This is a genomic window from Bordetella genomosp. 13 (assembly GCF_007679965.1).
Lineage (GTDB): Bacteria > Pseudomonadota > Gammaproteobacteria > Burkholderiales > Burkholderiaceae_B > Bordetella.
Map to the genome: position 1 here is coordinate 195,409 of NZ_VEHL01000010.1, position 26,202 is coordinate 221,610.

Below are 26,202 nucleotides of genomic sequence, written 5' to 3' on the forward strand. Positions count from 1 at the left end.
AAAGCGCTGGCCACGCACGGCCCTCTATGCCGCGATACCGGCAGGTTATGCATTACCCACAAAATTCGATGGCAGGCAGCCGCTTTCCTTCGCTTATACGAAGCGCGGCGGCGCCTGGATGCGGCGGATGCGCGAGGACGGCGCGACGGCGCATGGCCCGTTCCCAACGGGGCGATGCCTGGTCCGCGCGGAATTCAGTGCGGCTTGGCCAGGACGGCGCGCAGGGCGTCCAGGAAGCGCCGTCCCAGCAGCGGCAGCGGCGTCAGGTTCGACTGCGTGGCCCAGACGGGCGCGGACAACGGGGGCTCGATCGGCCGCACCGCCACCTCGGCGGGCGTGCTGGACAAGGAGGTGCTGTCCACCATGGCCGGCCCGATGCCCTGCTGCACACAGGCCAGCGCCGACACCGGCGAATGCACCTCGATGGCGGCCGGGCTGACCGGCCCCGCGCCGAAGAACGACTGCAGCGCCGTGCCCAGCGGCGTGCCCGGCGGATAGCCGATCCACGCGCCGGACGAGAAATCCTCGGGCCGGATCACCGCATGCCTGGCCAGGGGATGGTCCGGCGGCACGATGCACACCAGCGGATGCTCGCCCAGCCGCTCCGAATCCAGGCTGGGATGGTCGGGCGGCGACATCGAGATGGACAGGTCGGCCTGTCCCGTGAGGAAATAGCCCACCAGTTCGTCGTAGGTGGCGCTGCGGAAGTCCACGCGCGCCCGGGGGTTGCGCGCCAGCAGCCGCGCCAGCGCCTGGGGCACCAGCCTTTGGCCGTAGCTTGCGCTGGTCACCACGCGCAGCATGCCGGCGCCGTTGCGGCCCAGGCTGGCCGCCAGATCGTTCACGCGCTGGATGCCGCCGTAGACCTGCTCGACCTCGGCGAACAGCCGCCGCGCCTCGGGCGTGGGGGACAGACGGCCGCGCACGCGCTCGAACAGCGGGTAGCCCAGACGGCTTTCGGTCAGCGCCAGCACGCGGCTGAGCGCGGGCTGCGAGACGTGCAGCGCACGCCCGGCCGCGCTGATCGAGCCGGCCATCATAATGGCGCGGAATACCTCGAGCTGCCGCAGGTTCAGCGGCCGCGCGGCGCTTCCCGCCTCTTCGCGCGGATCGCCCTGCGGCTCGTCGAGCGCTTCCATCCCTGATTTCCTTTTGATTGCATCGATAACCCGGGATTATAGGTTTTAGACATTTTTCGATAATCGCATCCACGATCACGGTGCTAACCTGCCCGCTTTCGCACTGCAACATTTCCGAGGGGAATCAAACATGCTGCATCAATTCTTCAAGCGCGGCCTGACCGCCCTGGCGATTGCCGGCGCGCTGGCCGCCTCGGCCGCCCAGGCCCAGGACGCCTACCCCAGCAAACCCGTCACGTTCATCGTGCCGTCGGCCGCGGGCGGCTCGCCCGACGTGCTGTCGCGCCTGTTCACGACCCAGCTGTCCAAGGACCTGAAGGCGACCTTCGTGGTCGAGAACAAGCCGGGCGCCGCGGGCAACATCGGCATCATGCAGATCAAGCGCGCCGCCGCCGACGGCTACACCATCGGCTACGGCAACATCAACACGCTGGCCGTGAACCGCTCGCTGTTCAAGAAGCTGCCGTACGACGTCGACGCCGACCTGACGCCCGTCGCCCACCTGTTCAATCTGTACAACGTGCTGATCGTGCCGGCCGACTCGCCCGTCAAGAGCGTGCAGGACCTGATCGACCGCGCCAAGGCCAAGCCGGGCATGATGTCCTACGGCGCCTCGGGCGTGGGCACCACCGGCCACATGGGCGGCGAACTGTTCAAGAGCATGGCCAAAGTCGACGTGATGTTCATCCCCTACAACGGCGGCCCGGCCGCGCTGCAGGACCTGATGGGCGGCCGCCTGGACTTCATGTTCTCGAACACCTCCGAAGCCCTGCCCCTGGTCAAGAGCGGCAAGCTGCGCGCCCTTGGCGTCAGCAGTCTGAAGCGCCTGGCCCTGCTGCCCGACGTGCCGACGCTGGACGAAGCCGGCCTGAAGGGCTACGAGACCGTCGCCTGGGGCGGCGTGGTCGCCCCCAAGGGCACCCCGGCCGACCGCATCGCCACGCTGAACACCGCCATGCAGAACGCCCTGAAGGAAAAGGCCGTGCTGGACGGCCTGGAATCGCTGGGCGCGGAACCGGCCGGCGGCTCGCCGGAAGACTTCGCCAAGCTGATGGCCGCCGAAACCGCCAAGTGGACGCGCATCATCGACGAAGCCAAGATCGAGAAGCTCGACTAAGGAACGCGGAAGACCATGCAGTTGGAGGCAGACTTCATCGTGACCGGCGCCATGCTGGTCGACGGCACCGGCGCCCCCGCGCGCCAGGCCGACCTGGCCGTGTCGGACGGACGCATCGTCCGCATCGGCACGTTCGACGCGCCGCCGGGCGTGCCGGTGATCGACGGGCGCGGCCAGGTGCTGGCGCCGGGCTTCATCGATTCGCACACCCACGATGACGGCTACCTGCTGGCCCACCCCGACATGCTGCCCAAGGTGTCGCAGGGCATCACCACGGTGGTCACGGGCAACTGCGGCATCAGCCTGGCGCCCGCCGTGGCGGCGCCGGTGCCCCAACCGCTGGACCTGCTGGGTCCCGCCGAGCTGTTCCGCTTCAAGACCTTCGGCGACTGGATGGACGCGCTGCGCGCCACCCCGGCCGCCGTCAACGTCATTCCGCTGGTCGGCCACACCACGCTGCGCGTGGCCGCCATGGCCGACACCGGCCGCGCCGCCGACGACGGCGAACGCGCCGCGATGCGCCAGCTGCTGGACGACGCCCTGCAGGCAGGCGCCTTCGGCATGTCGACCGGCACGTTCTACCCGCCCGCTGCCGCCGCGCCGACCGACGAGATCATCGACGTAGGCCTGCCGCTGCGCGGCCTCAAGGGCATCTACGCCACCCACCTGCGCGACGAAAGCGACCAGATCGTGCCGGCCGTGGAAGAGGCCCTGGAAATCGGCCGCGCGCTGGACTGCCGCGTCGTGTTCTCGCACCACAAGCTGGCCGGCGAGCGCAACCACGGCCGTTCGCGCGAGACGCTGGACATCATCTCGCGCGCCGCCGCGAACCAGGCCGTCTGCCTGGACTGCCATCCCTACCCCGCCACCTCGACCATGCTGCGCCTGGACCGGGTGCGCCTGGCCAGCCGCACCATGGTGACCTGGTCCAAGGGCTATCCCCAAGCCACCGGCCGCGACTTCGCGGACGTGATGGCCGAACTGGGCCTGGACGACGAAGCCACGCTCGAACGCCTGGCGCCCGCCGGCGCCATCTATTTCCTGATGAGCCAGGACGACGTCAACCGCATCTTCCAGCATCCGCTGACGATGGTCGGTTCCGACGGCCTGCCCTTCGATCCGCATCCGCACCCCCGCCAGTGGGGCACCTTCACGCGCGTGCTGGCCAGCATGGTGCGAGAGCAGAAGCTGCTGTCGCTGGAACAGGCCATCCACAAGATGACCGGCCTGGCCGCCGAACAGTACGGCCTGGACAAGCGCGGCCTGCTGCGCGAAGGCTACCAGGCCGACCTGGTGCTGCTGGACCCCGAGCACGTGACCGATGCCGCGACGTTCGAGGCGCCGGTGCAGGCCAGCCGTGGCATCAACGCGGTGTGGGTCAACGGCCAGCAGGTGTGGGACGGCCAGGCCACCGGCGCCGCGCGGCCGGGCCAGGTGCTGACGCGCGCGCAGGCGTAGAATCTTCGTCCGTATGAACGCACCGATACTCGACAACGCCTCCGAGGGCTATCTCGGCGTCCTGGGCGGCATGGGCCCGCTGGCCGGCGCGCAGTTCGCGCTGCGCGTGGCGGCGCTCACCCCCGCTCCGAACGACCAGGCCCACATCCCCGTCATCCTGCGCAACGACCCGCGCATCCCGGACCGCAGCACGGCCCACATGGCGGGCGGCCCCAGCCCGCTGCCGGCCATGCTCGAAGGCATCCGCTTCCTGGAAGCGGCCGGCTCGCAGGTCATCGCCATCCCGTGCAACACGGCGCACCTCTGGTACGACGAACTGGCCGCGGCCGCGTCGGTGCCCGTGCTCCACATCGTGCAATCGGTGGTCGACGACCTGGTGCGCCAGGGCGTGCCCAGCGGCCGCATCGGCCTGATGGGCACCACCGCCACGCTGGCGCTGGGCCTGTACCAGCGCCACCTCGAAGCCGCCGGCTACGAGTGCATCGTGCCGACGGACGAGGAAGTCGAGGTCGAATGCATGGGCGCCATCCGCGCGGTCAAGGCCGGCCGGATGGAGGACTCCATCGAACCCGCGGTGCGCTGCGTGAACCTCCTGCGCGAGCGCGGCGCGGAAGCCGTGGTGCTGGGCTGCACCGAACTGCCGCTGGCCATTCCGCACGCGCTGCGCGCGGGCCTGGGCCCGCTGTCGGATTCGATCGACGCGCTGGCGTTGGCGTCGATCGCGCATTGCCGGCCGGCAGCAATCCTGGCCTGAACGCCGCGCTGCAAAACCCTTCCGCCATGCAGAAAGGGAACATCGAAGTTCCTTTTCCGTGCAGCAACCCCCGATACGTCCAGACGAAAAAAGGAATCCGAAGATTCCTTTCTTTGCCTTGCCCGGCCAAAACGGGCTCAAGCGCCCAGGTAAGCCTTCCTCACCTCCGCATTGACCAGCAGGTTCGCGCCCGTATCCTGCAGCACCACCCTGCCGTTCTCCAGCACGTACCCGCGGTCGGCCACCTGCAGCGCCTTGTTGGCGTTCTGCTCGACCAGGAACACCGTGACGCCCTGGTCGCGGATGGTGCGGATGATGTCGAAGATCTGCGCGATGATCAGCGGGGCCAGGCCCAGCGTGGGCTCGTCCAGCAGCAGCAGGCGCGGGCGGCTCATCAGGGCGCGGCCGATGGCCAGCATCTGCTGTTCGCCGCCCGACATGGTGCCGGCGCGCTGCGCGGCGCGTTCCTTCAGGCGTGGGAACAGCGTGTACACGTGCTCCAGGCCCGATTCGATTTCCTGGCGATTGGAGAAGAAGCCGCCCATCATCAGGTTCTCGGCCACGGTCAGGTCCTTGAAGACCCGCCGCCCCTCGGGCGAGATGGCGATGCCGCTGCGCATGATCTCGTGCGTCTCGGCATGGGTGATGTCCTTGCCCTCGAACGTGATGCGGCCTTCCTTCGCGCGGGGATTGCCGCACACCGTCATCAGCAGCGTGGTCTTGCCGGCGCCGTTGGCGCCGATCAGGGTGACGATCTCGCCCTGGTTGACCTCGACCGACACGCCGTTCAGCGCCTGGATGGCGCCGTAGTAGGTATGGATGTTGTCCAGCTTCAGCATCATTCTTCCCCCAGGTACGCCTTGATGACACGCTCGTCGTTGCGTACCTGCTCGGGGGTGCCGGTCGTGATGGGCTTGCCGTGTTCCATCACCAGGATACGATCGGAAATGCCCATGATCAGGCTCATATCGTGCTCGATCAGCAGCACCGCCACGCCGAATTCGCGGCGCAATTGGTCGATCAGCGACTGCAGGTCGCGCTTCTCCTGCGGGTTCAGGCCAGCGGCCGGCTCGTCCAGCATCAGCAGGCGCGGCTTGGTGATCATGCAGCGCGCGATCTCCAGGCGCCGCTGGTGGCCGTAGGCCAGGTTGCCCGCCTCGCGGTTGGCATACTGGCGCAGCCCCATGAAATCCAGCCACTGCGCGGCGCGCGCCTTGGCGTCCTCCTCGGACTGGCGGTACGACTTCAGCTTCAGCAGGCCGGGCAGCAGGCGCGCCTCGACCTGGGTGTGCTGCGCCACCAGCAGGTTCTCCAGCACGGTCAGCTGCTTGAACAGCCGCACGTTCTGGAAGGTGCGCACCAGGCCGTGGCGCGCCACCTTGTGGCTGGGCTGGCCGGCGATGGACTTGCCGTCCATCAAGATGTCGCCCGCGGTCGGCTTGTAGAACCCGCCCACGCAGTTGAACACCGTGGTCTTGCCGGCGCCGTTGGGGCCGATGATGGCGAACACCTCGTCGCGCTTGACGTCGAAGGCCACGCCGTCGACGGCCAGCAGGCCGCCGAAGCGCATGGTCAAGCCGGATACTTTCAGCAGCGTTTCGCTCATTGTTTCGCCCCCAGCTCCACGTGCGGTCGCTTCATGGGCAGGAGGCCTTGCGGACGCCACATCATCATCAACACCATCACCAGGCCGAACACCAGCATGCGGTATTCGGCGAACTCGCGCGCCAGCTCGGGCAGCACCGTCAGCAGGATCGCCGCCAGGATCACGCCCACCTGCGAGCCCATGCCGCCCAGCACCACGATGGCCAGGATCAGCGCGGACTCGATGAAGGTGAACGACTCGGGATTGACCATGCCCTGGCGCGCCGCGAAGAACGCGCCGCCGAAGCCCGCGAACATCGCGCCCAGCGTGAACGCCGACAGCTTGATGCGCGTGGGGTTCAGGCCCAGCGAGCGGCAGGCGATCTCGTCCTCGCGCAGCGCCTCCCAGGCGCGGCCGACCGGCATGCGGATCAGGCGCGTGGACACGGCCAGCGTGACCAGCGCCAGCAACAGCGCCATCAGGTACAGGTACACCACCATGTGCTGGTTCTGGAAGCTCCAGCCCATGATCTCGTGGAAGGTGCGCGTGCCCTCTTCGCTGGATCGGCGCGCCATTTCCATGCCAAGCACGGACGGCTTGGGAATGCCGGAGATGCCGTCCGGGCCGCCCGTCAGCGTGTTCAGGTTGATCAGCAGCAGGCGGATGATCTCGCCGAAGCCCAGCGTGACGATGGCGAGGTAGTCGCCGCGCAGCCGCAGCACCGGGAAACCCAGGATGAAGCCGAACAAGGCGGCCATGGCGCCCGCGAACGGCAGCGCTTCCCAGAAGCTCCAGCCGCCCCAGTGGTACAGCAGCCCGTACGTATAGGCGCCTACGGCGTAGAAGCCGACGAAGCCCAGGTCGAGCAGGCCCGCGAAGCCCACCACGATGTTCAGGCCCAGGCCCAGCATCACGTAGATGAGCACCAGCGTCGCGATGTCCACCGAACTGCGACCGGCGAAGAACGGCCAGGCGATGGCCGCGGCGATCAGCAGCAGCCCGACCCAGCGGCGGCCCTTGGTCGGCGTGGCCGGCAGCGTGGGCAAGCCCACCTTCAGCGCCTTGAACGGCCTGGATATCCACGGACGCAGCAGCTGGAACACGAACACCACGGCGCAGGCGATGGCGACCATGTCCCAGCGCGGTTCCATCGTGGTGCGCGCGCCCTGGCGGATCAGTTGCAGGCCGAACACGGGCATGACGATGACGGCGGTGAGCACCGCCGCGATCGTCGCGTTTTTCAGAGAACTTTCCTGGGCGGCCATCAGACTTTCTCCACCTCGGGTTTGCCCAGCAGCCCCGTCGGACGGAACAGCAGGATGAGCACCAGCAGCCCGAAAGCCACGATGTCCTTGTATTGCGACGATATGTAGGCCGCGGCGAAGGTCTCCGCCAGGCCCAGCAGCACGCCGCCCAGCATGGCGCCAGGGATGCTGCCGATGCCGCCCAGCACCGCGGCGGTGAACGCCTTGATGCCGGCGATGAAGCCGATGAACGGATTGAGCTTGCCGATGGTGACCGCGATCAGCACGCCGCCCACCGCCGCCAGCATGGCGCCCAGGATGAACGTGAACGAGATCACCTTGTTCGTGTCGATGCCCAGCAGGCCCGCCATGTGCATGTCCTGCGAGCAGGCGCGCGAGGCGCGGCCCATGCGGGAATGCTTGATGTAGAGCGTCAGCGCGATCATCAGCGCCACGGTGACCAGGATGATGACGATGCGCGAATACGGCAGCGTGACGTCGAAGCCGTCGCCCATCGGCACGGACACCGCGCCCGACAGCAGGGCCGGCACGGCCATATCCCGCGCGCCCTGCCCCAGGGCCATCCAGTTCTGCAGGAAGATCGACATGCCGATGGCGGAGATCAGTGCCACCAGGCGGGGGCTGCCGCGCACCGGGCGATACGCCACGCGTTCGACGCTGTAGCCGTACACGCCCGTGACCACCATGGCCACCAGCAGCATGGCCGCGATGATGAAATAGACCGGCAGGCCGCTGTCGGTGCCGAAGGCCGTCAGCGTGACCAAGCCGACGTAGGCGCCGATCATGTAGATCTCGCCGTGGGCGAAGTTGATCATACCGATGATGCCGTAGACCATCGTGTAGCCGATGGCGATCAACGCGTAGATCGCACCCAGCGACAGTCCGTTGAAGAACTGCTGGGTAAGTTGTGGGATCAGATCAGACATGGGGAGGAATGGCTCCAGATGCCCCACGCCGCGCCTTTGGCTGGCAGGTCCCTGTTGGGAACCTGCCTTCTGCATTGGGGCGACACGGCGACAGAACATGCCGCCGCGCCGCGCCCTCCGCTCGCTGCCCCCGAGGGGGCCGCTTTTTCACCTGGGGGCGGCCCGGCGGCAAAATATGCCCCCACGCCACGCCTTCGGCTAGCTGCCCCCCAAGGGGGCCGCTTTTTACCTTGGGGCGGCCCGGCGGCAAAAAAATGGTTCTGGCCCCGGTAGCGCAACCCGGAGCCGGATGACCTCGACTACATCAGGTCCCAGGCGGATAGCCCGGGACCTGCGCAGAAAAACGACGCATAGTACAGCGAACGCCTTACAGTTGGGTCTTCTTGCCGGCCTTGTCCCACTTGTAGACGGCGAACTCGAAGTCCTTCAGGTCGCCCTTGGCGTCGTATTCGACCTTGCCGATGGCCGTATTGAAGCTGTTCTTGTGCAGGTAGTCGGCGACCTTGGCGGGATCCTCGCCCACGGCGTTGATGCCGTCGGCGATCAGCTGCACGGCCGCGTAGGCGGGCATCTGGAAGGCGCCGTCCGGGTTGCGCTTCTTGGCCTCGAAGGCCTTGACCACGCCCTCATTGCCCGGCAGCTTGGTGAAGTCGGCCGGCAGCGTGACCAGCAGGCCCTCGATGGCCGGACCGGCAATGGCCACCAGGTCCTGGTTGGCCGTGCCTTCCGGACCCATGAACTGCACGTTCAGGCCCTGCTCGCGCGACTGGCGCAGCAGCAGGCCCAGCTCGGGGTGGTAGCCGCCGAAGTACACGAAGTCGACGCCCGCCGACTTCAGCTTGGTGATGACGGCCGAGTAGTCGCTGTCGCCGACGTTGATGCCTTCGAAGACCGCGATGTTGACCTTGTCCTTCTCCAGCGTGTTCTTCACCTGGGTGGCCACGCCCGAGCCGTAGGTCTGCTTGTCGTGCAGCACCGCAACCTTCTTGGGCTTGATGTTCTTGGCGATGTAGTCGGCGGCGAACGGACCCTGCTGGTCGTCGCGGCCGATGGTGCGGAAGAAGAAGTGCGGCTTGGTCGTGTCGGTGACCAGCGGCGAGGTCGCGCCCGGGGTGATGGCGACGATGCCTTCCTGTTCGTACACGTTGACGGCGGGCACGGTGACGCCCGAGCATGCGTGCGCCACGGCGAACTTGGCGCCGGCGTTGACCACGCGGTTGGCGGCCGGCACGGCCTGCTTCGGTTCGCAGCCGTCGTCGATCAGGATGGGTTCGAGCTGCTTGCCCTTGACGCCGCCCTTGGCGTTGATGGTTTCGATCGCGGTCAGTGCGCCGGCCTGGATCTGGTCGCCGTACTGCGTGTTCGGGCCGGTCATCGGCTGCGGAATGCCGATCTTGATGGTGTCGGCGGCTTGGACGCTGCCGGCAAGGACCAGGGCACTCAGTGCAACGGCCAGGGGGGTAAAGCGTTGCGCGATTTTCATGCAGACTTCTCCAGCAGGAGTGGTTGGACGACCTTGCCTGATCCGGGCCGAGGGGGTTTCCCGGCCGCGCGATGCGGCATGTCCCGCTTATTTGGTGCAAGCGGTAACGTGGGCGGTATTCTGGTCGCTGCCCCCAGGCGTGTCACTGCGTGGAATCCCCAATATTTCATCCAGATGAATAAAGGGGGACGGGAATGAGAACCCTGCAGCGGCTCGTTTTGGCCGACGGCCATAGGCCCGATACGGTCAGCGCACTTGTCCCAACGAGGCCGAAGGCCGCGCCTCTGCAGGCCGCGCCTCTGCAGGCCGCGCCTCTGCAGGCCGCGCCAAATTCCACATCAGCGCGCGGAAGGGCGCCAGCATCACCAGGTTGACCGCCAGCTTGATGGCCAGGTCGCCCAGCAGCCAGGTCAGCCAAGGCAGGCCGGAGCCCGCGAAAGCCACGCTGAAGAACACTGCCGTGTCGAACAAGGCACCAGCCGTGCCGGCCAGCAGCGGCGCGCGCCACCAGCGCTGGTCGCGCAGGCGGTCGAACACCTTGATGTCGATCAGTTGGGCGCACAGGTAGGCCAGGCCCGAGGCCAGCGCGATGCGCGGCGAGGCCACCCACATCGACACTGCCAGCGCCAGGGCGAAGCCGCACCAGGCAACGCGACGTGCCGCGCGCGGGCCGAAGCGGCGGTTCAGCAGGTCGGTGACCAGGAAGGCCACCGGGTACGACAGCCCGCCCCAGGTCAGCCAGTCGTTCAGCGGCACCTGCACCAGGATGTTCGAGCCCACCACCACCACGCCCATGGCCAGCACGGCCAGGGCGAACTGCGCCAGCGACATCGGCGCGTAGCGGCGGGCGGCGGGCGGACTCACTTGCCGAACTCCGCGGCCAGTTCGCGCGAACGGCGCGCGGCGGCCTGCATGGCGCGCTCGACCAGCGGCGAGAAACCGCCCTGCTCGAACTCGGCCAGCGCGGCGGCCGTGGTGCCGCCCTTGGAGGTGACGCGCTCGCGCAGCACCGAAGGCGGCTCGTCCGACTGCGCGGCAAGTCTAGTCGCGCCAGCGAACGTAGCCAGGGCCAGCTGACGCGATTGGTCTTCGTTCAGTCCGACCGCCTTGCCGCCGGCCATCAGCGCCTCGAGGAACAGGAACACATAGGCCGGGCCGCTGCCCGACAGCGCCGTGACGGCGTCCAGGCCGGCATCGTCGTCCACCCAGACCACCTCGCCCACCGATTGCAGCAGGCGCGCGGCCAGCTCGCGGTCGGCCTGGCTGGCGCCGGGCAGCGCGGCCAGGCCGGTGATGCCCGCGCCCACCAGCGCGGGGGTGTTGGGCATGCAGCGCACCAGGCGCTGCCACGGCTGGCCAGGTTGGCCCAGCCAGTCGGCCAGCGTATCCGCGCGCAGGCCAGCCGCCACGCTGATCACCAGCGTGTCGTCGGCCAGCCATTGGCGGGTGTCGGCGACCGCCTGCCGCATGTTCTGCGGCTTGACCGCGTAGATCCAGACCTTGCAGCGCGCCAGCGTGTCGTCCGGCGCGGCCGCGACGGTGGCGCCGCGCGCGCGCCAAGCGTCATGCCCGTCGGTGTTGATGTCGACGACGTGCAGGTTGCCCGCCGGGCAGGCGCGATCGGCCAGGCCGGAAGCCAGCGCCGCGGCCATGTTGCCGCCGCCGATGAAGGCGATAGAAAGGGAATTGTCCATGACGCGGGATTGTAAACCCGCCCCGTCCGCGCTTTCCGGCGGCGTGCACAGTTCGTGGCCGGAACGTCCCCAGTCGCGATCTTGTTGGCCCCCGGCCCGATCCGTATCGTCTTCCACACCCAATCATCGTGAGCAGACACCAGGAAGACACATGAAGATCGAAGGCATCGAGATCATCCCGCTGGACATGCAGCTGGAGCAGGTATTCAAGGGCGGCACCTACCAGGTGGCGTCCCGCCCCACCCTTGTCACGCGCGTGCACCTGGCCAACGGCATCGTCGGCGAGACCTATGGCGGCGACGAGTTCCACACCCAGCGAGAGATCGTGGACGTCGCCCGAGACCACCTGGCGCCGCTGCTGATAGGCCAGGACGTGCGCGACTTCCAGCGCCTCTGGGAGGCCATGTTCAACGTCAAGGTGGACCTGGGCAACCGCGGCCTGCACCAGCTCGACATGCATCCGCGCGGCATCCTGCTGCAGGCCATCAGCGGCCTGGACAACGCCATGTGGGACGCGCGCGGCAAGCTGTACCAGACGCCCGTCTACAAGCTGCTGGGCGGCGTGCGCGACCGTGTGCCCGTCATCTCCATCGGCGGCTACTATCCGCAGGACGGCCAGGACGCCTGCGAGGCCATCGCGCAGGAGGTCGAGATGGTGCGCGCCACCGGCTGCATGGGCATCAAGATGAAAGTCGGCCGTGCCAGCCTGGAGGAAGACCTGGCGCGCGTGCGCGCGGCCCGCCAGGCCGGTGGCAAGGACTTCATCGTCACCGTCGACGCCAACCAGGGCTGGGACCCGCTGGACGCGATCAGGTTCTGCGTCGCCATGGAAAAGGCCGACCTCGACGTGCGCTGGATGGAAGAACCCGTCAAGTGGTACGACCAGACCGATGGACTGCGCCTGCTGGCCGGCAAGACCACCATCCCCATCAACGTGGGCCAGGGCGAGATCAGCGGCCGCGCATGCCGCGACCTGATCACCAAGGGCGACGTCTCCATCCTCAACCTGGACTGCACGCTGTGCGGCGGCATCACCGAATGGCAACGCGTGGCCGACATGGCCAAGCTGATGAATGTGGAGATGGCGCACCATGAAGAGCCCCAGGTCGCGGTCCACCTGATCGCCGCCAACCCGCACGCGCTGTTCGTCGAGATCTTCGCCAACAAAGTGCGCGACCCGCTGCTGTGGCAACTGCCCGACGGCTTCCCGGTCATCAAGGACGGCTACATGGACGTGCCGCAGGCGCCCGGCCTGGGCATCAAGCTCCACGAGCAGGTCATCGAACGGTACCGCGTCGACCGCTGACACCCACGTTTGCGCATGCCCTTGCCCGGCCCCGCCCGCGTGGGCATGTGGGACCGGCCGCGCCCGGCCGGCCACTTCATTCCCAGAACATCCAGCGCGCTCGACCGAAGCGCAGCACAGGAGGACGACACATGGATTCCGCATCCACGACCGGCGACGCCATCGCCAGGAAACGCTGGCTCATCATTCTGCCGGCCACCTTCATCATGTACACGATCTCGTTCTTCGATCGTGCCAACATGGGCATGGCCCTGCCGCACATCACCAAGGAACTGGGCCTGGACTCCATCGAGGGCGGATGGGTCGGCGCGGCCTTCGCATGGGGCTATGCCGTCACGCAACTGGGGGGCGGCCTGATCGCCCTGCTGGTCAACCCGCGCAGGCTCATCGCGATCTCGATGCTGCTGTTCGGCGCCGCGGCCGTGGCCACCGGCTTCGCCCAGACCTTCGAACAACTGGTGGGCTTGCGCATCCTGCTGGGCCTGGCCGAGGGTCCCATCTACGCCGCCGTATCCCTGTTCCTGTCCCAGTGGTTCATGAAACCCGAGCGCGGCCGCGCCTTCGGCATCTGGAACCTGGCGATTCCGGCGGGCGGCTTCCTGGCCGGCCCGATCTCGGGCGCCATCCTGGCCCACTACGACTGGCGCGTCATGATGATCGCCGAAGGCTTGCCCGCCTGGATCTTCTGCGGCATCTGGCTGCTGGCCATTCCGCGGAACCTGGATTCGGCCAGATGGCTGAGCGGAGAAGACCGCGACGCCCTGAAGCGCAACCTGGCCCAGGAGCAGGCAGGCTACCAGAAGCCCGAGACCGATCCCTGGTGGACCGTGCTGGCCGAGCCCAAGGTATGGCTGCTGACCGCGGGATTCGGCTTGAACGGCGTGCTGATGTATGGCACCACGCTGTGGCTGCCCACCATCATGCGTACCTATGGCCAGCTGGGCGAATTGTGGATCGGCGTGTTCTCGGGCCTGCCGTTCGTGGCGTCGATGCTTGGCATCTACTACATCAGCCGCCGTTCCGACCTGCATGGGCAGGAGCGCCGCTGGCACGCCGCCGTACCCACCGCGCTGACGGGCGCCATGATGGCGCTGGCCGCCTTCACGCCGACGAATCTCTACTATCTGCAGATCGTCCTGTTCGTGGCGCTGGGTTTCACCCTGAAGATGCTGAACCCGCTGATCTTCGCCTGGCTGACCGAGACCCTGCCCACGCGCAAGGCCATTCCCGGCGTCGCGATCGTCAGCGGCGTGGGCAACCTGATCGGCCAGTCCGTCGGGCCGCTGCTGGTGGGATACGTGCGCTCCGTGTCCAGCAGTTTCACGCCATCGCTGGTGGTGCTGGCCGTGTGCGCCGTGCTCGGTGGCGTGATGATCGCGCTGTCCGGGGCCGTGGGACGCATCCAGCGCGGCGGGACGCCTGACGACCGCCCCTATCCGGCCTCGTCCGGGGCCTGACGGGGTATGGCGGCGCCGCCCGCCCGGGGATCGGGCCGGCGCGCCGTCAGGCCATCGGCGAACCAATGCTGCAGGAACTCCACGCACACCCGCACCTTGGCCGACGCCGACAGCCGTCCCGTGGTCACCGCCCAGATGTCCGCGGGCCAGTCATACTCGGGCAATACCCGCGTCAGCGTCCCGCTGGCGATGCTGGCCTCGCAGTCCCATGCCGACGCGCGCATGATGCCGTGCCCTCCCAGCGCCCACTCCCAGATGATGTCGTTGTTGTTCGACGAGAGCGGGCCGCCCACCTTGATCGCGTGGGTGTCGTCGCCGCGGCGCAGACGCCACGTGCCGAACGGCTGGTCCCGCTCGCGGAACACCAGGCATGAGTGCTGGCGCAGGTCGTCCGGCGTTTCCGGCACGCCCTGGCGTCGCAGGTAGTCCGCCGACGCGCACAGCAGGCGGCGGCTGACGCCCAGCCGGTGCGCGATCAGGTGCGGCTCGGGGACCTCGCCGATACGGATGTCCAGGTCGATCGACTCCGCGATCAGGTCCGCCGGCCGGTCCATCACGATCAGCGAGATCCCCAGCCGCGGGTAGCGTATCGACAGCTCGGACAGGGCCGGGGCCAGCAGGTTGCGCCCCAGCCGGAAACTGGAACTGATGCGCAGGTCGCCGCGCGGCTCGGTGCGCACGCTGGAAATCGCGCCCCGCATCTGCGCCGCCGCATCCAGCATGTACAGCGCCCAGCGATGCACCGCCTCGCCATCCTCGGTCGCCGTCACGTGCCGCGTGGCGCGATGCAGCAAGGTGCATCCCAGCGCATGTTCCAGCATTCCGATACGCTTGCTGACATACGAGGTGGATACGTCCAGTTCCGTCGCCGTCTTCGCGAAACTGCCCAGCCGGACCACCGCGCAGAAGATCTCCAGGTCCCTTATTTCGGGGAATTTTTCCATTGCCCTTTGCCATCGGCGGGCGGCCGGACCCCGTCCGAAGCCCCGTCTGCCGCCCTCGGACGCACGCTAACATACCTGCCGGCCCGCCGCGTGGCGATTGACATGCCGGTCCAGCGATGTGAAAGTCACGCCGTTGACACAAACAATTCATAAGGTGTTGCGCTTCGCATCGCCCGATGCGGCAGCACACGAACGGAGGAACTCTCTCATGCGCACCCCTCGTATGGCGCTGGTCGCCGCCGCGGTCTTGTCCGCGCTGGCCGCCATCCCGGCCCACGCCGCTACCGACATCCAGTTCTGGCACTCCATGGAAGGCGCCCTGGGCGACCGCGTCAACGCCCTGGTCGACGAATTCAACAAGAGCAACCCCGATTACCAGGTCAAGGCCGTCTACAAGGGCAACTATGGCGAATCGATGAATGCCGGCATCGCCGCGTTCCGCGCCGGCAATGCGCCCGACATCCTGCAGGTGTTCGAAGTCGGCACCGCCACGATGATGTACGCCAAGGGCGCCGTCAAGCCGGTGCAGCAGATGTCCGAGGAAGCGGGCGACCCGATCGATCCCAAGGCCTTCATCGGCGCCGTGGCGGGCTACTACTCGTCGCCGGACGGCAAGCTGGTGTCGATGCCGTTCAACAGCTCGACCGTGGTGTTCTACTACAACAAGGACGCCTTCAAGAAGGCCGGCCTGGATGCCGACAAGCCGCCCAAGACCTGGGAAGAGCTGGCCGCGGCCGGCCAGAAGCTCAAGGCCGCCGGCCAGGAATGCGGCTACACCACCTCGTGGCCGTCGTGGGTCCAGCTCGAGACCTTCTCGGCCTGGCACAACGTGGCCTACGCCACCAAGGACAACGGCTTCGGCGGCGTGGACGCGCGCCTGGCGGTCAACACTGACCTGCACGTGCGCCACATGGAGAACCTGGCCAGGCTGGGCAAGGAAGGCATCTTCCAGTACGGCGGCCGGGGCGACGAGCCCAACTCGCTGTTCATCAGCGGCAAGTGCGCCATGATCACCGGCTCCAGCGGCCTGCGCGCCAACATCGCCAAGAACGCCAAGTTCGAGTTCGGCACGTCCACCGTCCCCTACTACGGCGACGTCAAGGGTGCGCCGCAGAACACCATCATCGGCGGCGCGTCGCTTTGGGTGTTCGCGAACAAGAAACCCGAGGTCTACAAGGGCGTGACCAAGTTCTTCAAGTTCCTGGCCAGTCCCGAGATCGCCGCCCGCTGGCACCAGCAGACCGGCTACGTGCCCGTCACCAAGGCCGCCTACGAGCGCACCCTGAAGGACGGCTTCTACGAGAAGAACCCCGGCACCGACGTGGGCGTCAAGCAGCTCAACGTCGAGACCACCGCGCAGTCGCGCGGCGTGCGCCTGGGCTACCTGCCGCAGATCCGCGAGATCGAGGACGCCGAGATCGAACGCATCGTGTCGGGCAAGGTGCCGGCCAAGGAAGGCCTGGCCAACATCACCAAGCGCGGCGACGAACTGCTGGAGAAGTTCCAGAAGAGCGTCGGCAACTGATGCCGAGCCCGGCGCCGGCCCCGCACGGGGCGGCGCCGCGGTTCGACTGAAGCCGCGCCCGCGCGCGGCCGTCATCCGCGATGGCGGCGGTTTGTCCGAACCGCCGCCTCGCTCGTTTCTGGCATACGCATAGGCCCTACATGGAAAAGCGCGTCGTATTCGGCCACAAGACCCTGCCCTATCTGCTGCTGGCGCCGCAGTTGGTCATCACGGTCGTCTTCTTCTTCCTGCCGGCCGGCCAGGCCATGTGGCAGTCGATGCGCCTGGAGGACGCCTTCGGCCTGTCCTCCGAGTTCGTCGGGCTGGAGAACTTCGCCGCCCTGTTCCGCCAGGACACCTATCTCGAATCCTTCCGCGTCACGGCCGTGTTCTCGGTGCTGGTGGCCTTTGTGGGGCTGGCGCTGGCGCTGCTGCTGGCCGTGATGGCCGACCGCGTGGTGCGCGGCGCGGGCCTGTACAAGACGCTGCTGATCTGGCCGTACGCCGTTGCGCCCGCCGTGGTGGGCGTGCTGTGGCTGTTCCTGTTCTCGCCCTCGGTGGGCATCCTGGCCGTGGCCCTGCAGGGCATGGGCGTGCCCTGGAATCCGCGCCTGGACGGCGACCAGGCGTTGATCCTGGTGCTGATCGCCGCCGTGTGGAAGCAGATCTCGTACAACTTCCTGTTCTTCCTGGCCGGGCTGCAGTCCATCCCGCGCTCGCTGATCGAGGCCGCCGCCATCGACGGCGCCTCGCCGTCGCGCCGTTTCTGGACCATCGTGTTCCCGCTGCTGTCGCCCACCACCTTCTTCCTGCTGGTGGTGAACGTGATCTATGCCTTCTTCGACACCTTCGCCGTCATCGACACCACCACCCAGGGCGGCCCGGGCACGTCCACGTCCATCCTGGTCTACAAGGTGTACAGCGACGGCTTCCGCGGCCTGGACCTGGGTTCGTCCGCCGCGCAGTCCGTGGTGCTGATGGGCATCGTCATCGTGTTGACGGTGGTGCAGTTCCGCTACATCGACCGCAAGGTCCAGTACTGATTCCGCAAGAGGCCGCCTCACCATGGTAGAACGCCGTCCCTGGCTCGACGCACTGGCGCACATCATCCTGCTGTGCGGGATCGCGCTGGTCGCCTTTCCCATCTACGTCACCTTCGTGGCGTCCACCCAGACCGCGCAAGAGGTCGCCTCGGCGCCCATGTCGCTGATCCCCGGCCCGCACCTGGTCGACAACTACATGCGCGCGCTGTTCTCGGGCTCGGGCGGCGGGTCGGCGGGCGTGCCCGTGGGCCGCATGATGACGGTCAGCCTGATCATGGCGCTGGCCATCTCGATCGGCAAGATCGCCATCTCGCTGCTGTCCGCGTTCGCGGTGGTGTACTTCCGCTTCCCGGGCCGCATGTTCTTCTTCTGGATGATCTTCGTCACGCTGATGCTTCCGGTCGAGGTGCGCATCGCCCCCACCTACAAGGTGGTGGCCGACCTGGGAATGCTCAACAGCTACGCGGGCCTGACGCTGCCGCTCATCGCCTCGGCCACCGCCACCTTCCTGTTCCGCCAGTTCTTCCTGACGGTGCCCGACGAATTGATCGAGGCCGCGCGCATCGACGGCGCCGGGCCGCTGCGCTTCTTCCTGGACGTGCTGGTGCCGCTGTCGCGCACCACCGTCGCGGCGCTGTTCGTCATCCAGTTCATCTATGGCTGGAACCAATACCTGTGGCCGTTGCTGGTGACCACGCAGGAAGACATGTACCCGGTGGTGATCGGCATCAAGCGCATGATCAGCGGCGGCGACAGCGTCACCGAATGGAACATCACCATGGCCACCGCGATCCTGGCCATGCTGCCGCCGGCGCTGGTGGTGATCCTCATGCAGAAATGGTTCGTGAAGGGCCTGGTGGACACGGAAAAATGAACGGTCTGCGTCGCGCTGTTCCCTCGGCCACCTAATTCCCTATTCAAGCGCAAATTCAAGTCATGGCTACTCTCAGCTTCGAACGCGTCAAGAAGACCTATGCCGGCAACGTTCCGGTCATCCACGGCATCGACATGGAGATCGCCGATGGCGAGTTCATCGTCATCGTCGGCCCCTCGGGCTGCGGCAAGTCCACGCTGATGCGCATGGTGGCCGGCCTGGAAAGCGTCACCGACGGCCAGATCCGCATCGACGGCAAGGTGGTCAACGACCTGGAGCCCGCCGAGCGCGACATCGCCATGGTGTTCCAGAACTACGCGCTGTACCCGCACATGAGCGTGTACGACAACATGGCCTACGGCCTGAAGCTGCGCAAGTTCTCGCGCGAGGAGATCCGCAAGCGCGTCGAGGCCGCCGCGCAGATCCTGGAACTGGGCAAGTTGCTGGATCGCCGCCCCCGCCAGCTGTCGGGCGGCCAGCGCCAGCGCGTTGCCATGGGCCGCGCCATCGTGCGCGAGCCCAAGGTATTCCTGTTCGACGAGCCGCTGTCCAACCTGGACGCCAAGCTGCGCGTGGCGATGCGCCTGGAGATCCTCAAGCTGCACCGGCGCCTGGGCACCACCAGCCTGTACGTCACCCACGACCAGGTCGAGGCCATGACGCTGGCGCACCGCATGGTGGTGATGAACCAGGGCATCCCCGAGCAGATCGGCACGCCCATGGAAGTCTTCGACAAGCCCGCCTCCACCTTCGTGGCCAGCTTCATCGGCTCGCCTCCGATGAACCTGCTGACCGTGCAGGTGGCCGGCGACGGCACCGTGCAGACCGCCGAAGGCCGGCCGCTGGACATCTCGCCGGTGGACGTGCCGCAGGCCGTGCGCGGCCGCCGCGTCGTCATGGGCATGCGGCCCGAGCACATGCTGCTGAACACGCGCGGCGCCGAGGCGGTGGTCGAGATGATCGAGACGCTGGGCTCGGAACAGCTGGTGCATTGCCGCTGCGAGTCCACCCTGCTGGTCGTGCGCTGCACGACGCGCCAGTTGAACGACTCGCCCGCCCGCGTGGGCGAGCCGGTGCAGATCGGTCCCGACGGCCGCCATGCGCTGCACTGGTTCGAGGCCGACGACCACGGCCGGCGCGTCGAGGGTCTCTGACTCCCCCGGCCTGCCCCTCCCGGGTGGGCAGATCCGCGCCGGGACGGCCGGCCCGCCGCGGCCGCCGCGAAACCGAGGCGGCGGCCACGCCCCACGCGTCGCCCCTACTGCTGCGCCACGCCCGCCTGCTTCACCACCTTGCCCCAGCGGTCGTATTCTTCCTTGATGTAGTCGCCGTACTGCTGCGGGCTGCCGCCCAGCGCCAGGGTGCCCTGCTGCTGCAGTTTCTGCTTCACGTCATCCGATGCCAGCGCCTTGGCGAAGGCCGCGTTCAGTTTCTGCACGACGCGCTCGGGCGTGCCCTTGGGCGCCACCACCCCCTGCCAGGCCAGGCTCTCGAAGCCCGGGATCAAACTCTCGGCCAGCGTCGGCACGTCCGGCAGCACCGGCGAGCGCTCGCGGCTGGTCACCGCCAGCGCCTTCAGGCTGCCCTTCTGTACCGGCCCGATGATGGTATTCAACGTGGTGGTGGTGAACTGCGTGGCGCCCGCGATCAGGTCGACCTGGGCCGGCGCGGTGCCTTTGTACGGCACGTGCGTGGCTTCGGCGCCCACGGTGCGCAGCACCTGCGCGGCGGTCAGGTGCTCGATGGCGCCGGTGCCCGACGAGGCATAGTTGTACTTGCCCGGGCTTGCCTTCAGTTTCTCGACCAGGGCGCGCGGCGAATCCGCGGGAAACGACGCGGTGGTGGCCAGCACCAGCGGCACCGCGGCCGTCAGCGCCACGGGCGCGAAGTCCTTCAGCGGATCGAAGCCCGGCGTCTTGTACACCCACGGCGCGATCACGATGGACGAGGTGTTGTACAGCAGCGTATAGCCGTCCGCCTCGGCCTGCGTCAGCATGGCCGCGGCGATGTTGCCGGCCGCCCCCGCCTTGTTCTCGACCACGATGGTCTGGCCCAGCTCGCGGCCCGCCCGTTCGGCCAGGATGCGCGCCACGTTGTCGGTCGGCCCGCCGGGCGCGAAGCCCACCAGCAGGCGGATCGGCTTGTCCGGCCAGGCATCCCTGGCCTGGACGGGCGCCATGGCCATCGCCGTGCAGGCGGCGGCCGCGGCCAGGACGGCCGCGCGATATCGGTTTTTCATGTCTCGCTCCATTTTTATAGGTAGTCGCGGCGGGCTCCGCGGCCCGCCGCGCGCCGTACGGCAACTGCGACTGCAAGGACGGACGGCGGCTTCAGACCGTCGCGATCGGATTCAACGGCGAGCCCACCGCGCCCGGCAGGCGCAGCGGCGGGGCCGTCAGCATGAACGCGTGGCGGCCGTTGGCATGCAGCCAGTCGGCCAGCTCGCTCAGGTGCCAAAGCTCGCCCAGATGGATGCCCAGCTTGAACAGGCACAGCTCGTGCAGCGGCAGCAGGGCGCTGCAGCCGTCGCCATGGAAATCGTAGGGCCGGTCCTCCACCGCGTAGTTGTCGGCGATCAGCGCCGCGATGCCGCTGCGGTCCACCCACGCGCGCAGTTCGGCGTCGCGGCCATCCAGCACCGCGCACGACTGCGCCAGGCGCGCGGCGTCCGGCTTCCCGGACATCTTCAGCACCAGATCGGCGAAGCCCGTGTGCAGGCACAGCATGTCGCCCGGCCGCACCTCGACGCGGTCGCGCTCGATCACCTGCATCAGGTCCGCATAGCCCACGCGGCGGCGCGCGTCGCCGAAGTGCCGGCGCAGGTCGAGCAGCACGGCGCGCCCCTGCACGCCCTTGGCCGCCATGTGCTCGATGCCCAGCCGATGCGCCTTCGACGCGCCGCCTTCGGTGGCATCGGGATGACTGAAATCGGGATCGGGCCGATGCCCGTTGTAGAACACGATCTCGGCCTCGCCGTCCTGGTCGGCGTCGAAGCGCGACCCGATGTGCGACAGCGCGTCCCATTGCGTCGAGTACTGCAGGCACAGCGTCACCATGTCGTCGCAGGCGACGTCGGTGGTGTTGTGGTCGTGCGCGAAGGTATGCAGGAAGACCTTCTTGCCGTCGGGGCGGCTGGTGGCCGTCAGGTGCGGCGGATGGCGCGCCGGGTTCAGCACGTTGCCGCCGGGCAGGTCCAGCGGCAGGCTCAGGCTGAACACCCGGCCCTCGCGGATTTCCGCCGCCCCTTCGCGCACCTTCTGCGGCGTCAGCAGGTTCAGGCGTCCCAGTTGATCGTCGTCTCCGAACTCGCCCCAGTTCGACCCCTCGGGGCGTTGCTTCCAGCGTCTGGCCATGCGGCCCTCCTCGTCGTCGTATCCATGTGCGGGCCGGCGCGCGCCGGCCCGGTACTGCATGCGCGCCGCCCCTTCAATCCAGGGTGCGGCCGCGCGTCTCCGGCATGATCAGCGCCATCACGAAGAACAGTCCGTAGGCCGCCACCGCGAACACCGCGATGGCCCGGCCCAGCGTCATCGAACCGGCCAGCATGCCCACCAGCGCCGGAAACAGCGCGCCGATGCCGCGGCCGAAGTTGTACGCGAATCCCTGCCCCGATCCGCGCACCCGCGTCGGGAACATCTCGGTGAAGAACGGGCCCAGCCCCGAGTAATACGCGCTGGCGCAGAATCCCAGCGGGAAGCCCAGCACCAGCATCAGGTGATTGGAGATCGGCAGCACCAGGTAGGCCACCACCAGCAGCGGCGAGGCCAGCGAGAACAGCAGGAACAGGTTGCGCCGGCCGATGCGGTCCGACAGCCAGGCGCCCGCCAGGTAGCCGCAGAACGATCCCGCGATCAGAACCGCCAGATAGCCGCCGGTGTTCAGCACGGACAGGTGGCGTTCGTTCTTCAGGTACAGCGGCACCCAGGTGGTGATGGCGTAGTACCCGCCCTGTGCGCCGGTGCCCAGCAGCGCGGTCAGCACCGTGATGCGCAGCACCGGTCCCTTGAAGATGTCCCAGAACGGCGCGCGCTGGCCTTCGTCGGCCTGCGTGCGCGCCGCGATCACGGGCTCGGGCACGTAGCGCCGCAGCACCGCCACCAACAGCGCGGGCACCGCGCCGAAGGCGAACATCCAGCGCCATGCCTGCTCGGGGGGCATCAGCGTGTAGAACACCATCTGCAGCAGCACGGCGATGCCCCAGCCCACCGCCCAGCCGGACTGCACCGATCCCACCGCCCGGCCGCGGTAGCGCGCCCGGATGGTCTCGCCGATCAGCACGGCGCCCGCGGTCCATTCACCGCCGAAGCCCACCCCCAGCAACGTGCGGAAGATGACCAGCTGGGTGAAGTTCTGCGCCACCGCGCACAGCACGCAGAACACCGAGAACCAGATGATGGTGATCTGCAGCGTGCGCACGCGCCCGATGCGGTCGGACAGGATGCCCGCCGCCCAGCCGCCCACGGCCGACGCCAGCAGCGTCGCGGTCACGGCGAAGCCGGCGCTGGACGGCGCCACCTGCCATTGCGCGATGATGGTGCCGATCACCAGCGGGTAGATCATGAAATCCACCCCGTCCAGCACCCAGCCGCCGAAACAGGCCCAGAACGTGCGCCGCTCGATGGGCGTCAGGTCCGCGTAGAAGTCGGTCAACCCGTGGCCGGCGCCGTCAGCTGGCGCCGTGCCCGTCGTCTCGCTCATGATGTCTCCTCCTGGCCGCTCGGGCGGCTCGCATGGAATGGCCCGCGTTGCGCCGCCGGTCCGCCCGGACCGGCCGGCGTCAGCGCCCGGGCCTGAGATCGACCGCCGGCAATGCCAGCTTGACGAGCTCGTGGCGCTTGATCTTCTCGGTCTCGGTCTTGGGCAGGCGCTCCACGTACAGCGCGTAACGCGGCACCATGTGGTCCGGCAGCCGGGCGGCCGCGAAGGCGCGCAGCTCGTCGGCCGGCACGGCGCGGTCGGCCACGATGACGGCCTGGATCTCTTCGCCCAGGATGTCGTCGGGCACGCCGATCACCGCGCACTCGCGGATGTCGGGATGGCGCAGCAGTTGCATCTCGATCTCGGCCGGCGCGATCATCTCGCCGCCGCGGCGGATCAGTTCCTTGATGCGGCCGTGGAAGGTCAGGTAGCCGTCGCCGTCCAGCGAGCCGCGGTCGCCCGTGTGCAGCCAGCCGTCCTTCAGCGTGGACCCCGTGGCCTCGGGATTGCGCCAGTACTCGGAAAAGAACATGCCCGGCTCGGCCGCGCGCGCCACGATCTCGCCATGCACGCCGGCCGCCACCTCGCGGCCCGCCTCGTCGCGGATCTGCAACTGCACGCCTGGGCGCGCCTGGCCGACGGTGCCCATCCGCGTCGCCTCGGGCAGGTTCATGCTGACCCAGCCGCCGGTTTCCGTCATGCCGTAAAGTTCGCGGATCGCCAGGCCGAAGCGCGGCTCCAGCTCGCGCCACACGCGCTCCGGCGCACCGCCGCCCACGCCCCAGCGCAGCCCGTGGTCGGTGCGCGGTTGCGGATGCTGCTTTTCCAGGATGGCCAGCACCGTGCCCACGTAGGTGAAGCCCGTGGCGCGGTAGCGCCGCGCATCGTCGAAGAACGCGCGCGCCGAGAACTTCGGCCGCAGCACCAGCGTGGCGCCGGTGTGCAGCACCGAAGCCACGGCGTACATCTGCGGATTGGCATGGAACAGCGGCAGGAACACCATGATGCGGTCCTGCGCGGTCAGGCCCAGCGAGCGCGTCATGTCGCGCCCGGCCGCCTCGTAGGCGGCATGCGGCAGCACCGCGCCCTTGGGCAGGCCGGTGGTGCCCGACGTGTACAGGATGCTGTTGGCCTGCAGCGCATCCGGCCGCGTCCGCAGCGCCCAGCGCGGCGGGGCGTCGGCGGGCGGCGTCTCCATGGCCGCGTCGATCTCGTGGATGCGCAAGGCGCCGTCCAGCGCCGCGATGTCGGCGCGCTTCTCGGCCAGCAGTTCGGGCTCGATCAGCAGCGCGGCCGCGCCGCTCTGCGTCAGCGTGTAGCGCAGGCCGTCGCCCTTCAGGCCCACGTTCAGCGGCACCGACACCGCGCCCAGCTCCGTCGTGGCGAACCATGCCGCCAGGAACGCCGGCCGGTTGCCGCAGACCAGCGCCACGCGGTCGCCCGCCTTCACGCCCAGCCCATCCAGGCGGTGCGCCACCGCGGACACCAGGTCCGCCATCCGTGCGTAGGTGTATTCCTCGTTTTCGTAGACCAGGAACACGTCGCCCGGCCGCGTCGCGGCCAGTTGGTACAGCCTGTCGGTCATCATCCCTGCTTCTCCCCGGTGCCCGCGGGCGCCGTCCCGGACGGGACGATCTGCGCGCCGGCGAATTTCAGCAAATGCTTGCCTATCGTGTTCTTCAGGATCTCGGACGAGCCGCCCGCGATCTCGTAGGCCTTGGCGTCGCGCAGGTAGCGGCCGAACGGCGCGTTCTCGGTCACCCCGTAGGCGCCGCAGATCTGCACCGCGGTCTCGGCGGTGCGCGTGGCCACCCGGCTGGCCAGCAGCTTGGCCTCGCTGGCATGGCGCGCAATGTCGCGGTGCTCGTCCAGGGCGCGGCACGCGTCGTGGACCAGCAGCCGCGCCGCATCGATCTCGGCCAGCATGTCGGCGAAATACCACTGGATGCCCTGGAACTGCAGCACGGTGCTGTCGAACGCCACGCGGCGCGCCGCGAAATCCAGCGCGCGGTCGAAGGCGGCGCGGGCGATGCCGATGCTGATGGCGGCAGCCATGGTGCGCGAGAAGTCGAGCACCGTCACCGCCTGGCGCACGCCCTTGCCTTCCACGCCCACCAGATGGTCGGCGGGCAGCGCCACGTCCTCCAGGATCAGGTCCAGGTGCGGGCCATTGCGCAGGCCGAAGGTGCTGGCGTTGGCGCCATGGTGCGTGGACACGCCCGCCATATCGCGCCGTACGAAGAACGTGGACACGCCCACGTCCGTCTCGGCCAGGATGATGTAGGCCTCGGACGCGGCCGCCGAGGTGATGAAGGACTTGCGCCCGCGCAGCACCCAGCCGTCGGCCGTGCGCCGGGCCTTGGTGTCCAGCTTGCGGATGTCGCTGCCGTGGTTGGCCTCGGTCAGCGCATAGGAAGTGATGAGCCCCTGCGCGAACTCGGGCAGCACGGCCTGCTTAAGCGAATCGCTGCCGAAGGCGTTCAACAGGTTCTGCGCCTGCAGGATCGTGATGAGGCTGATGCCCACCGCCGCACTGGCGTAGGACGCTTCCTCGAAAACCGCCGCGCACTCGCTGTAACCGGCGCCCTGGCCGCCCCACTGTCTAGGCAGCGTCAGGCTGGTGTAGCCGTGGCGGGCCAGTTCCTTGATGGCCTCCACCGGATAGCGGTCCTCGCGATCGATCGCGTCGGCGTCCGGCAGCACGTGGCGAGCCACCGCGTCGCGCAGCCCGTCCAGGAAGCCGGCGTCCACGGTATCGCGCCACAGGGCGCGGCTCCAGCCATAGGGGGCCTGTGCCTGTTCCATGTCGTCTCCTTTGTCGCCATCCGCCCTGCAGGGGGCGTGGCGGTTTTGAGGGACTCTAGACCCGGCCCGCTGAGAAAAGGCATAAACTGCCCAAAAGTTCCGGCAGGTGGAACCCCGGTCCCGCCATGCAAAACATCGGACGGAGACACG

At 68.2% G+C, this 26,202-nt stretch carries 23 protein-coding genes; 9 read left to right on the forward strand and 14 right to left on the reverse strand.

Translation table 11 applies throughout. The annotated features are described in order from the left end of the window. Window positions 1–194: 194 nt before the first annotated feature. The gene (locus tag FS845_RS22465) at window positions 195–1,139 is read right to left on the reverse strand and encodes a LysR family transcriptional regulator (RefSeq protein ID WP_144639526.1); all 945 of its coding nucleotides are present in this window, start codon (window positions 1,137–1,139) and stop codon (window positions 195–197) included. 130 nt (window positions 1,140–1,269) lie between these two features. On the opposite strand from FS845_RS22465, the gene FS845_RS22470 reads away from it, so the two are divergent. The 3 genes from FS845_RS22470 to FS845_RS22480 are packed head-to-tail and all read left to right on the forward strand — an operon-like array spanning window position 1,270 to window position 4,468. Beyond that, a complete protein-coding gene (locus tag FS845_RS22470; RefSeq protein ID WP_186332380.1) occupies window positions 1,270–2,256 on the forward strand; it encodes a tripartite tricarboxylate transporter substrate binding protein in 987 nt (328 codons plus the stop codon). Between the two features lie 15 nt (window positions 2,257–2,271). After that, window positions 2,272–3,714: an N-acyl-D-amino-acid deacylase family protein gene (locus FS845_RS22475; protein ID WP_144639527.1), complete on the forward strand. Its 1,443-nt coding sequence runs from the start codon at window positions 2,272–2,274 to the stop codon at window positions 3,712–3,714. Window positions 3,715–3,727: 13 nt separating this feature from the next. Beyond that, window positions 3,728–4,468, forward strand: a complete 741-nt coding sequence (locus FS845_RS22480) for an aspartate/glutamate racemase family protein (RefSeq protein ID WP_144639529.1) — start codon at window positions 3,728–3,730, stop codon at window positions 4,466–4,468. 137 nt (window positions 4,469–4,605) lie between these two features. On the opposite strand, the gene FS845_RS22485 is transcribed toward FS845_RS22480, so the two are convergent. The 7 genes from FS845_RS22485 to proC form a co-directional block, all read right to left on the reverse strand. Next, a complete protein-coding gene (locus FS845_RS22485; RefSeq protein ID WP_144639722.1) occupies window positions 4,606–5,307 on the reverse strand; it encodes an ABC transporter ATP-binding protein in 702 nt (233 codons plus the stop codon). Then, window positions 5,307–6,074, reverse strand: coding sequence for a high-affinity branched-chain amino acid ABC transporter ATP-binding protein LivG (gene livG, locus FS845_RS22490; RefSeq protein ID WP_144639530.1), 768 nt, complete (start codon window positions 6,072–6,074; stop codon window positions 5,307–5,309). Before livG ends, FS845_RS22485 begins: the two co-directional genes overlap by 1 nt. Continuing rightward, on the reverse strand, window positions 6,071–7,318 hold the full coding sequence (locus tag FS845_RS22495) for a high-affinity branched-chain amino acid ABC transporter permease LivM (protein ID WP_144639532.1): 1,248 nt from the start codon (window positions 7,316–7,318) through the stop codon (window positions 6,071–6,073). Before FS845_RS22495 ends, livG begins: the two co-directional genes overlap by 4 nt. Continuing rightward, entirely contained in the window at window positions 7,318–8,244 is a 927-nt protein-coding gene (gene livH / locus FS845_RS22500; RefSeq protein WP_144639534.1) for a high-affinity branched-chain amino acid ABC transporter permease LivH, read from the reverse strand. The genes FS845_RS22495 and livH overlap by 1 nt, the downstream gene beginning before the upstream one ends. Window positions 8,245–8,611: 367 nt before the next feature. After that, complete coding sequence (locus FS845_RS22505; RefSeq protein WP_144639536.1) at window positions 8,612–9,727, reverse strand: branched-chain amino acid ABC transporter substrate-binding protein; 1,116 nt, start codon at window positions 9,725–9,727, stop codon at window positions 8,612–8,614. Between the two features lie 246 nt (window positions 9,728–9,973). After that, on the reverse strand, window positions 9,974–10,558 hold the full coding sequence (locus FS845_RS22510) for a VUT family protein (RefSeq protein ID WP_144639724.1): 585 nt from the start codon (window positions 10,556–10,558) through the stop codon (window positions 9,974–9,976). Window positions 10,559–10,587: 29 nt separating this feature from the next. Continuing rightward, window positions 10,588–11,421 carry a pyrroline-5-carboxylate reductase gene (gene proC, locus FS845_RS22515; protein WP_144639538.1) on the reverse strand — a complete coding sequence of 278 codons (834 nt, stop codon included), beginning with the start codon at window positions 11,419–11,421 and terminating at the stop codon, window positions 10,588–10,590. A gap of 151 nt (window positions 11,422–11,572) precedes the next feature. Between proC and FS845_RS22520 the strand changes: the two genes are divergently transcribed. Continuing rightward, window positions 11,573–12,727, forward strand: coding sequence for a mandelate racemase/muconate lactonizing enzyme family protein (locus FS845_RS22520; protein ID WP_186332381.1), 1,155 nt, complete (start codon window positions 11,573–11,575; stop codon window positions 12,725–12,727). Window positions 12,728–12,858: 131 nt separating this feature from the next. After that, window positions 12,859–14,184, forward strand: coding sequence for an MFS transporter (locus FS845_RS22525; RefSeq protein ID WP_144639541.1), 1,326 nt, complete (start codon window positions 12,859–12,861; stop codon window positions 14,182–14,184). Here FS845_RS22525 and FS845_RS22530 read toward each other — a convergent pair. After that, entirely contained in the window at window positions 14,160–15,128 is a 969-nt protein-coding gene (locus FS845_RS22530; protein ID WP_144639543.1) for a LysR family transcriptional regulator, read from the reverse strand. The genes FS845_RS22525 and FS845_RS22530 overlap by 25 nt on opposite strands. Window positions 15,129–15,336: 208 nt before the next feature. Between FS845_RS22530 and ugpB the strand changes: the two genes are divergently transcribed. The 4 genes from ugpB (at window position 15,337) to FS845_RS22550 (ending at window position 19,703) form a co-directional block, all read left to right on the forward strand. Beyond that, on the forward strand, window positions 15,337–16,653 hold the full coding sequence (gene ugpB / locus FS845_RS22535) for a sn-glycerol-3-phosphate ABC transporter substrate-binding protein UgpB (protein WP_144639545.1): 1,317 nt from the start codon (window positions 15,337–15,339) through the stop codon (window positions 16,651–16,653). A 140-nt stretch (window positions 16,654–16,793) separates the two neighbouring features. Further along, window positions 16,794–17,675 (forward strand): sn-glycerol-3-phosphate ABC transporter permease UgpA, encoded by an 882-nt coding sequence (ugpA, locus tag FS845_RS22540; RefSeq protein ID WP_144639547.1) that lies wholly within the window; start codon window positions 16,794–16,796, stop codon window positions 17,673–17,675. Between the two features lie 22 nt (window positions 17,676–17,697). Then, on the forward strand, window positions 17,698–18,549 hold the full coding sequence (ugpE, locus tag FS845_RS22545; protein ID WP_144639549.1) for a sn-glycerol-3-phosphate ABC transporter permease UgpE: 852 nt from the start codon (window positions 17,698–17,700) through the stop codon (window positions 18,547–18,549). Between the two features lie 62 nt (window positions 18,550–18,611). After that, the gene (locus tag FS845_RS22550) at window positions 18,612–19,703 is read left to right on the forward strand and encodes a sn-glycerol-3-phosphate import ATP-binding protein UgpC (protein WP_144639551.1); all 1,092 of its coding nucleotides are present in this window, start codon (window positions 18,612–18,614) and stop codon (window positions 19,701–19,703) included. A gap of 104 nt (window positions 19,704–19,807) precedes the next feature. On the opposite strand, the gene FS845_RS22560 is transcribed toward FS845_RS22550, so the two are convergent. From FS845_RS22560 to FS845_RS22580, 5 genes are all read right to left on the reverse strand, one after another. Beyond that, window positions 19,808–20,734 carry a Bug family tripartite tricarboxylate transporter substrate binding protein gene (locus FS845_RS22560; RefSeq protein ID WP_409929330.1) on the reverse strand — a complete coding sequence of 309 codons (927 nt, stop codon included), beginning with the start codon at window positions 20,732–20,734 and terminating at the stop codon, window positions 19,808–19,810. Between the two features lie 145 nt (window positions 20,735–20,879). Next, entirely contained in the window at window positions 20,880–21,902 is a 1,023-nt protein-coding gene (locus tag FS845_RS22565) for a cyclase family protein (protein WP_144639556.1), read from the reverse strand. Window positions 21,903–21,975: 73 nt separating this feature from the next. Beyond that, window positions 21,976–23,247 (reverse strand): MFS transporter, encoded by a 1,272-nt coding sequence (locus FS845_RS22570; RefSeq protein ID WP_144639558.1) that lies wholly within the window; start codon window positions 23,245–23,247, stop codon window positions 21,976–21,978. 79 nt (window positions 23,248–23,326) lie between these two features. Next, a complete protein-coding gene (locus tag FS845_RS22575; RefSeq protein WP_144639560.1) occupies window positions 23,327–24,835 on the reverse strand; it encodes a class I adenylate-forming enzyme family protein in 1,509 nt (502 codons plus the stop codon). Then, window positions 24,832–26,052 (reverse strand): acyl-CoA dehydrogenase family protein, encoded by a 1,221-nt coding sequence (locus FS845_RS22580; RefSeq protein WP_144639562.1) that lies wholly within the window; start codon window positions 26,050–26,052, stop codon window positions 24,832–24,834. Before FS845_RS22580 ends, FS845_RS22575 begins: the two co-directional genes overlap by 4 nt. Window positions 26,053–26,202: the final 150 nt, after the last annotated feature.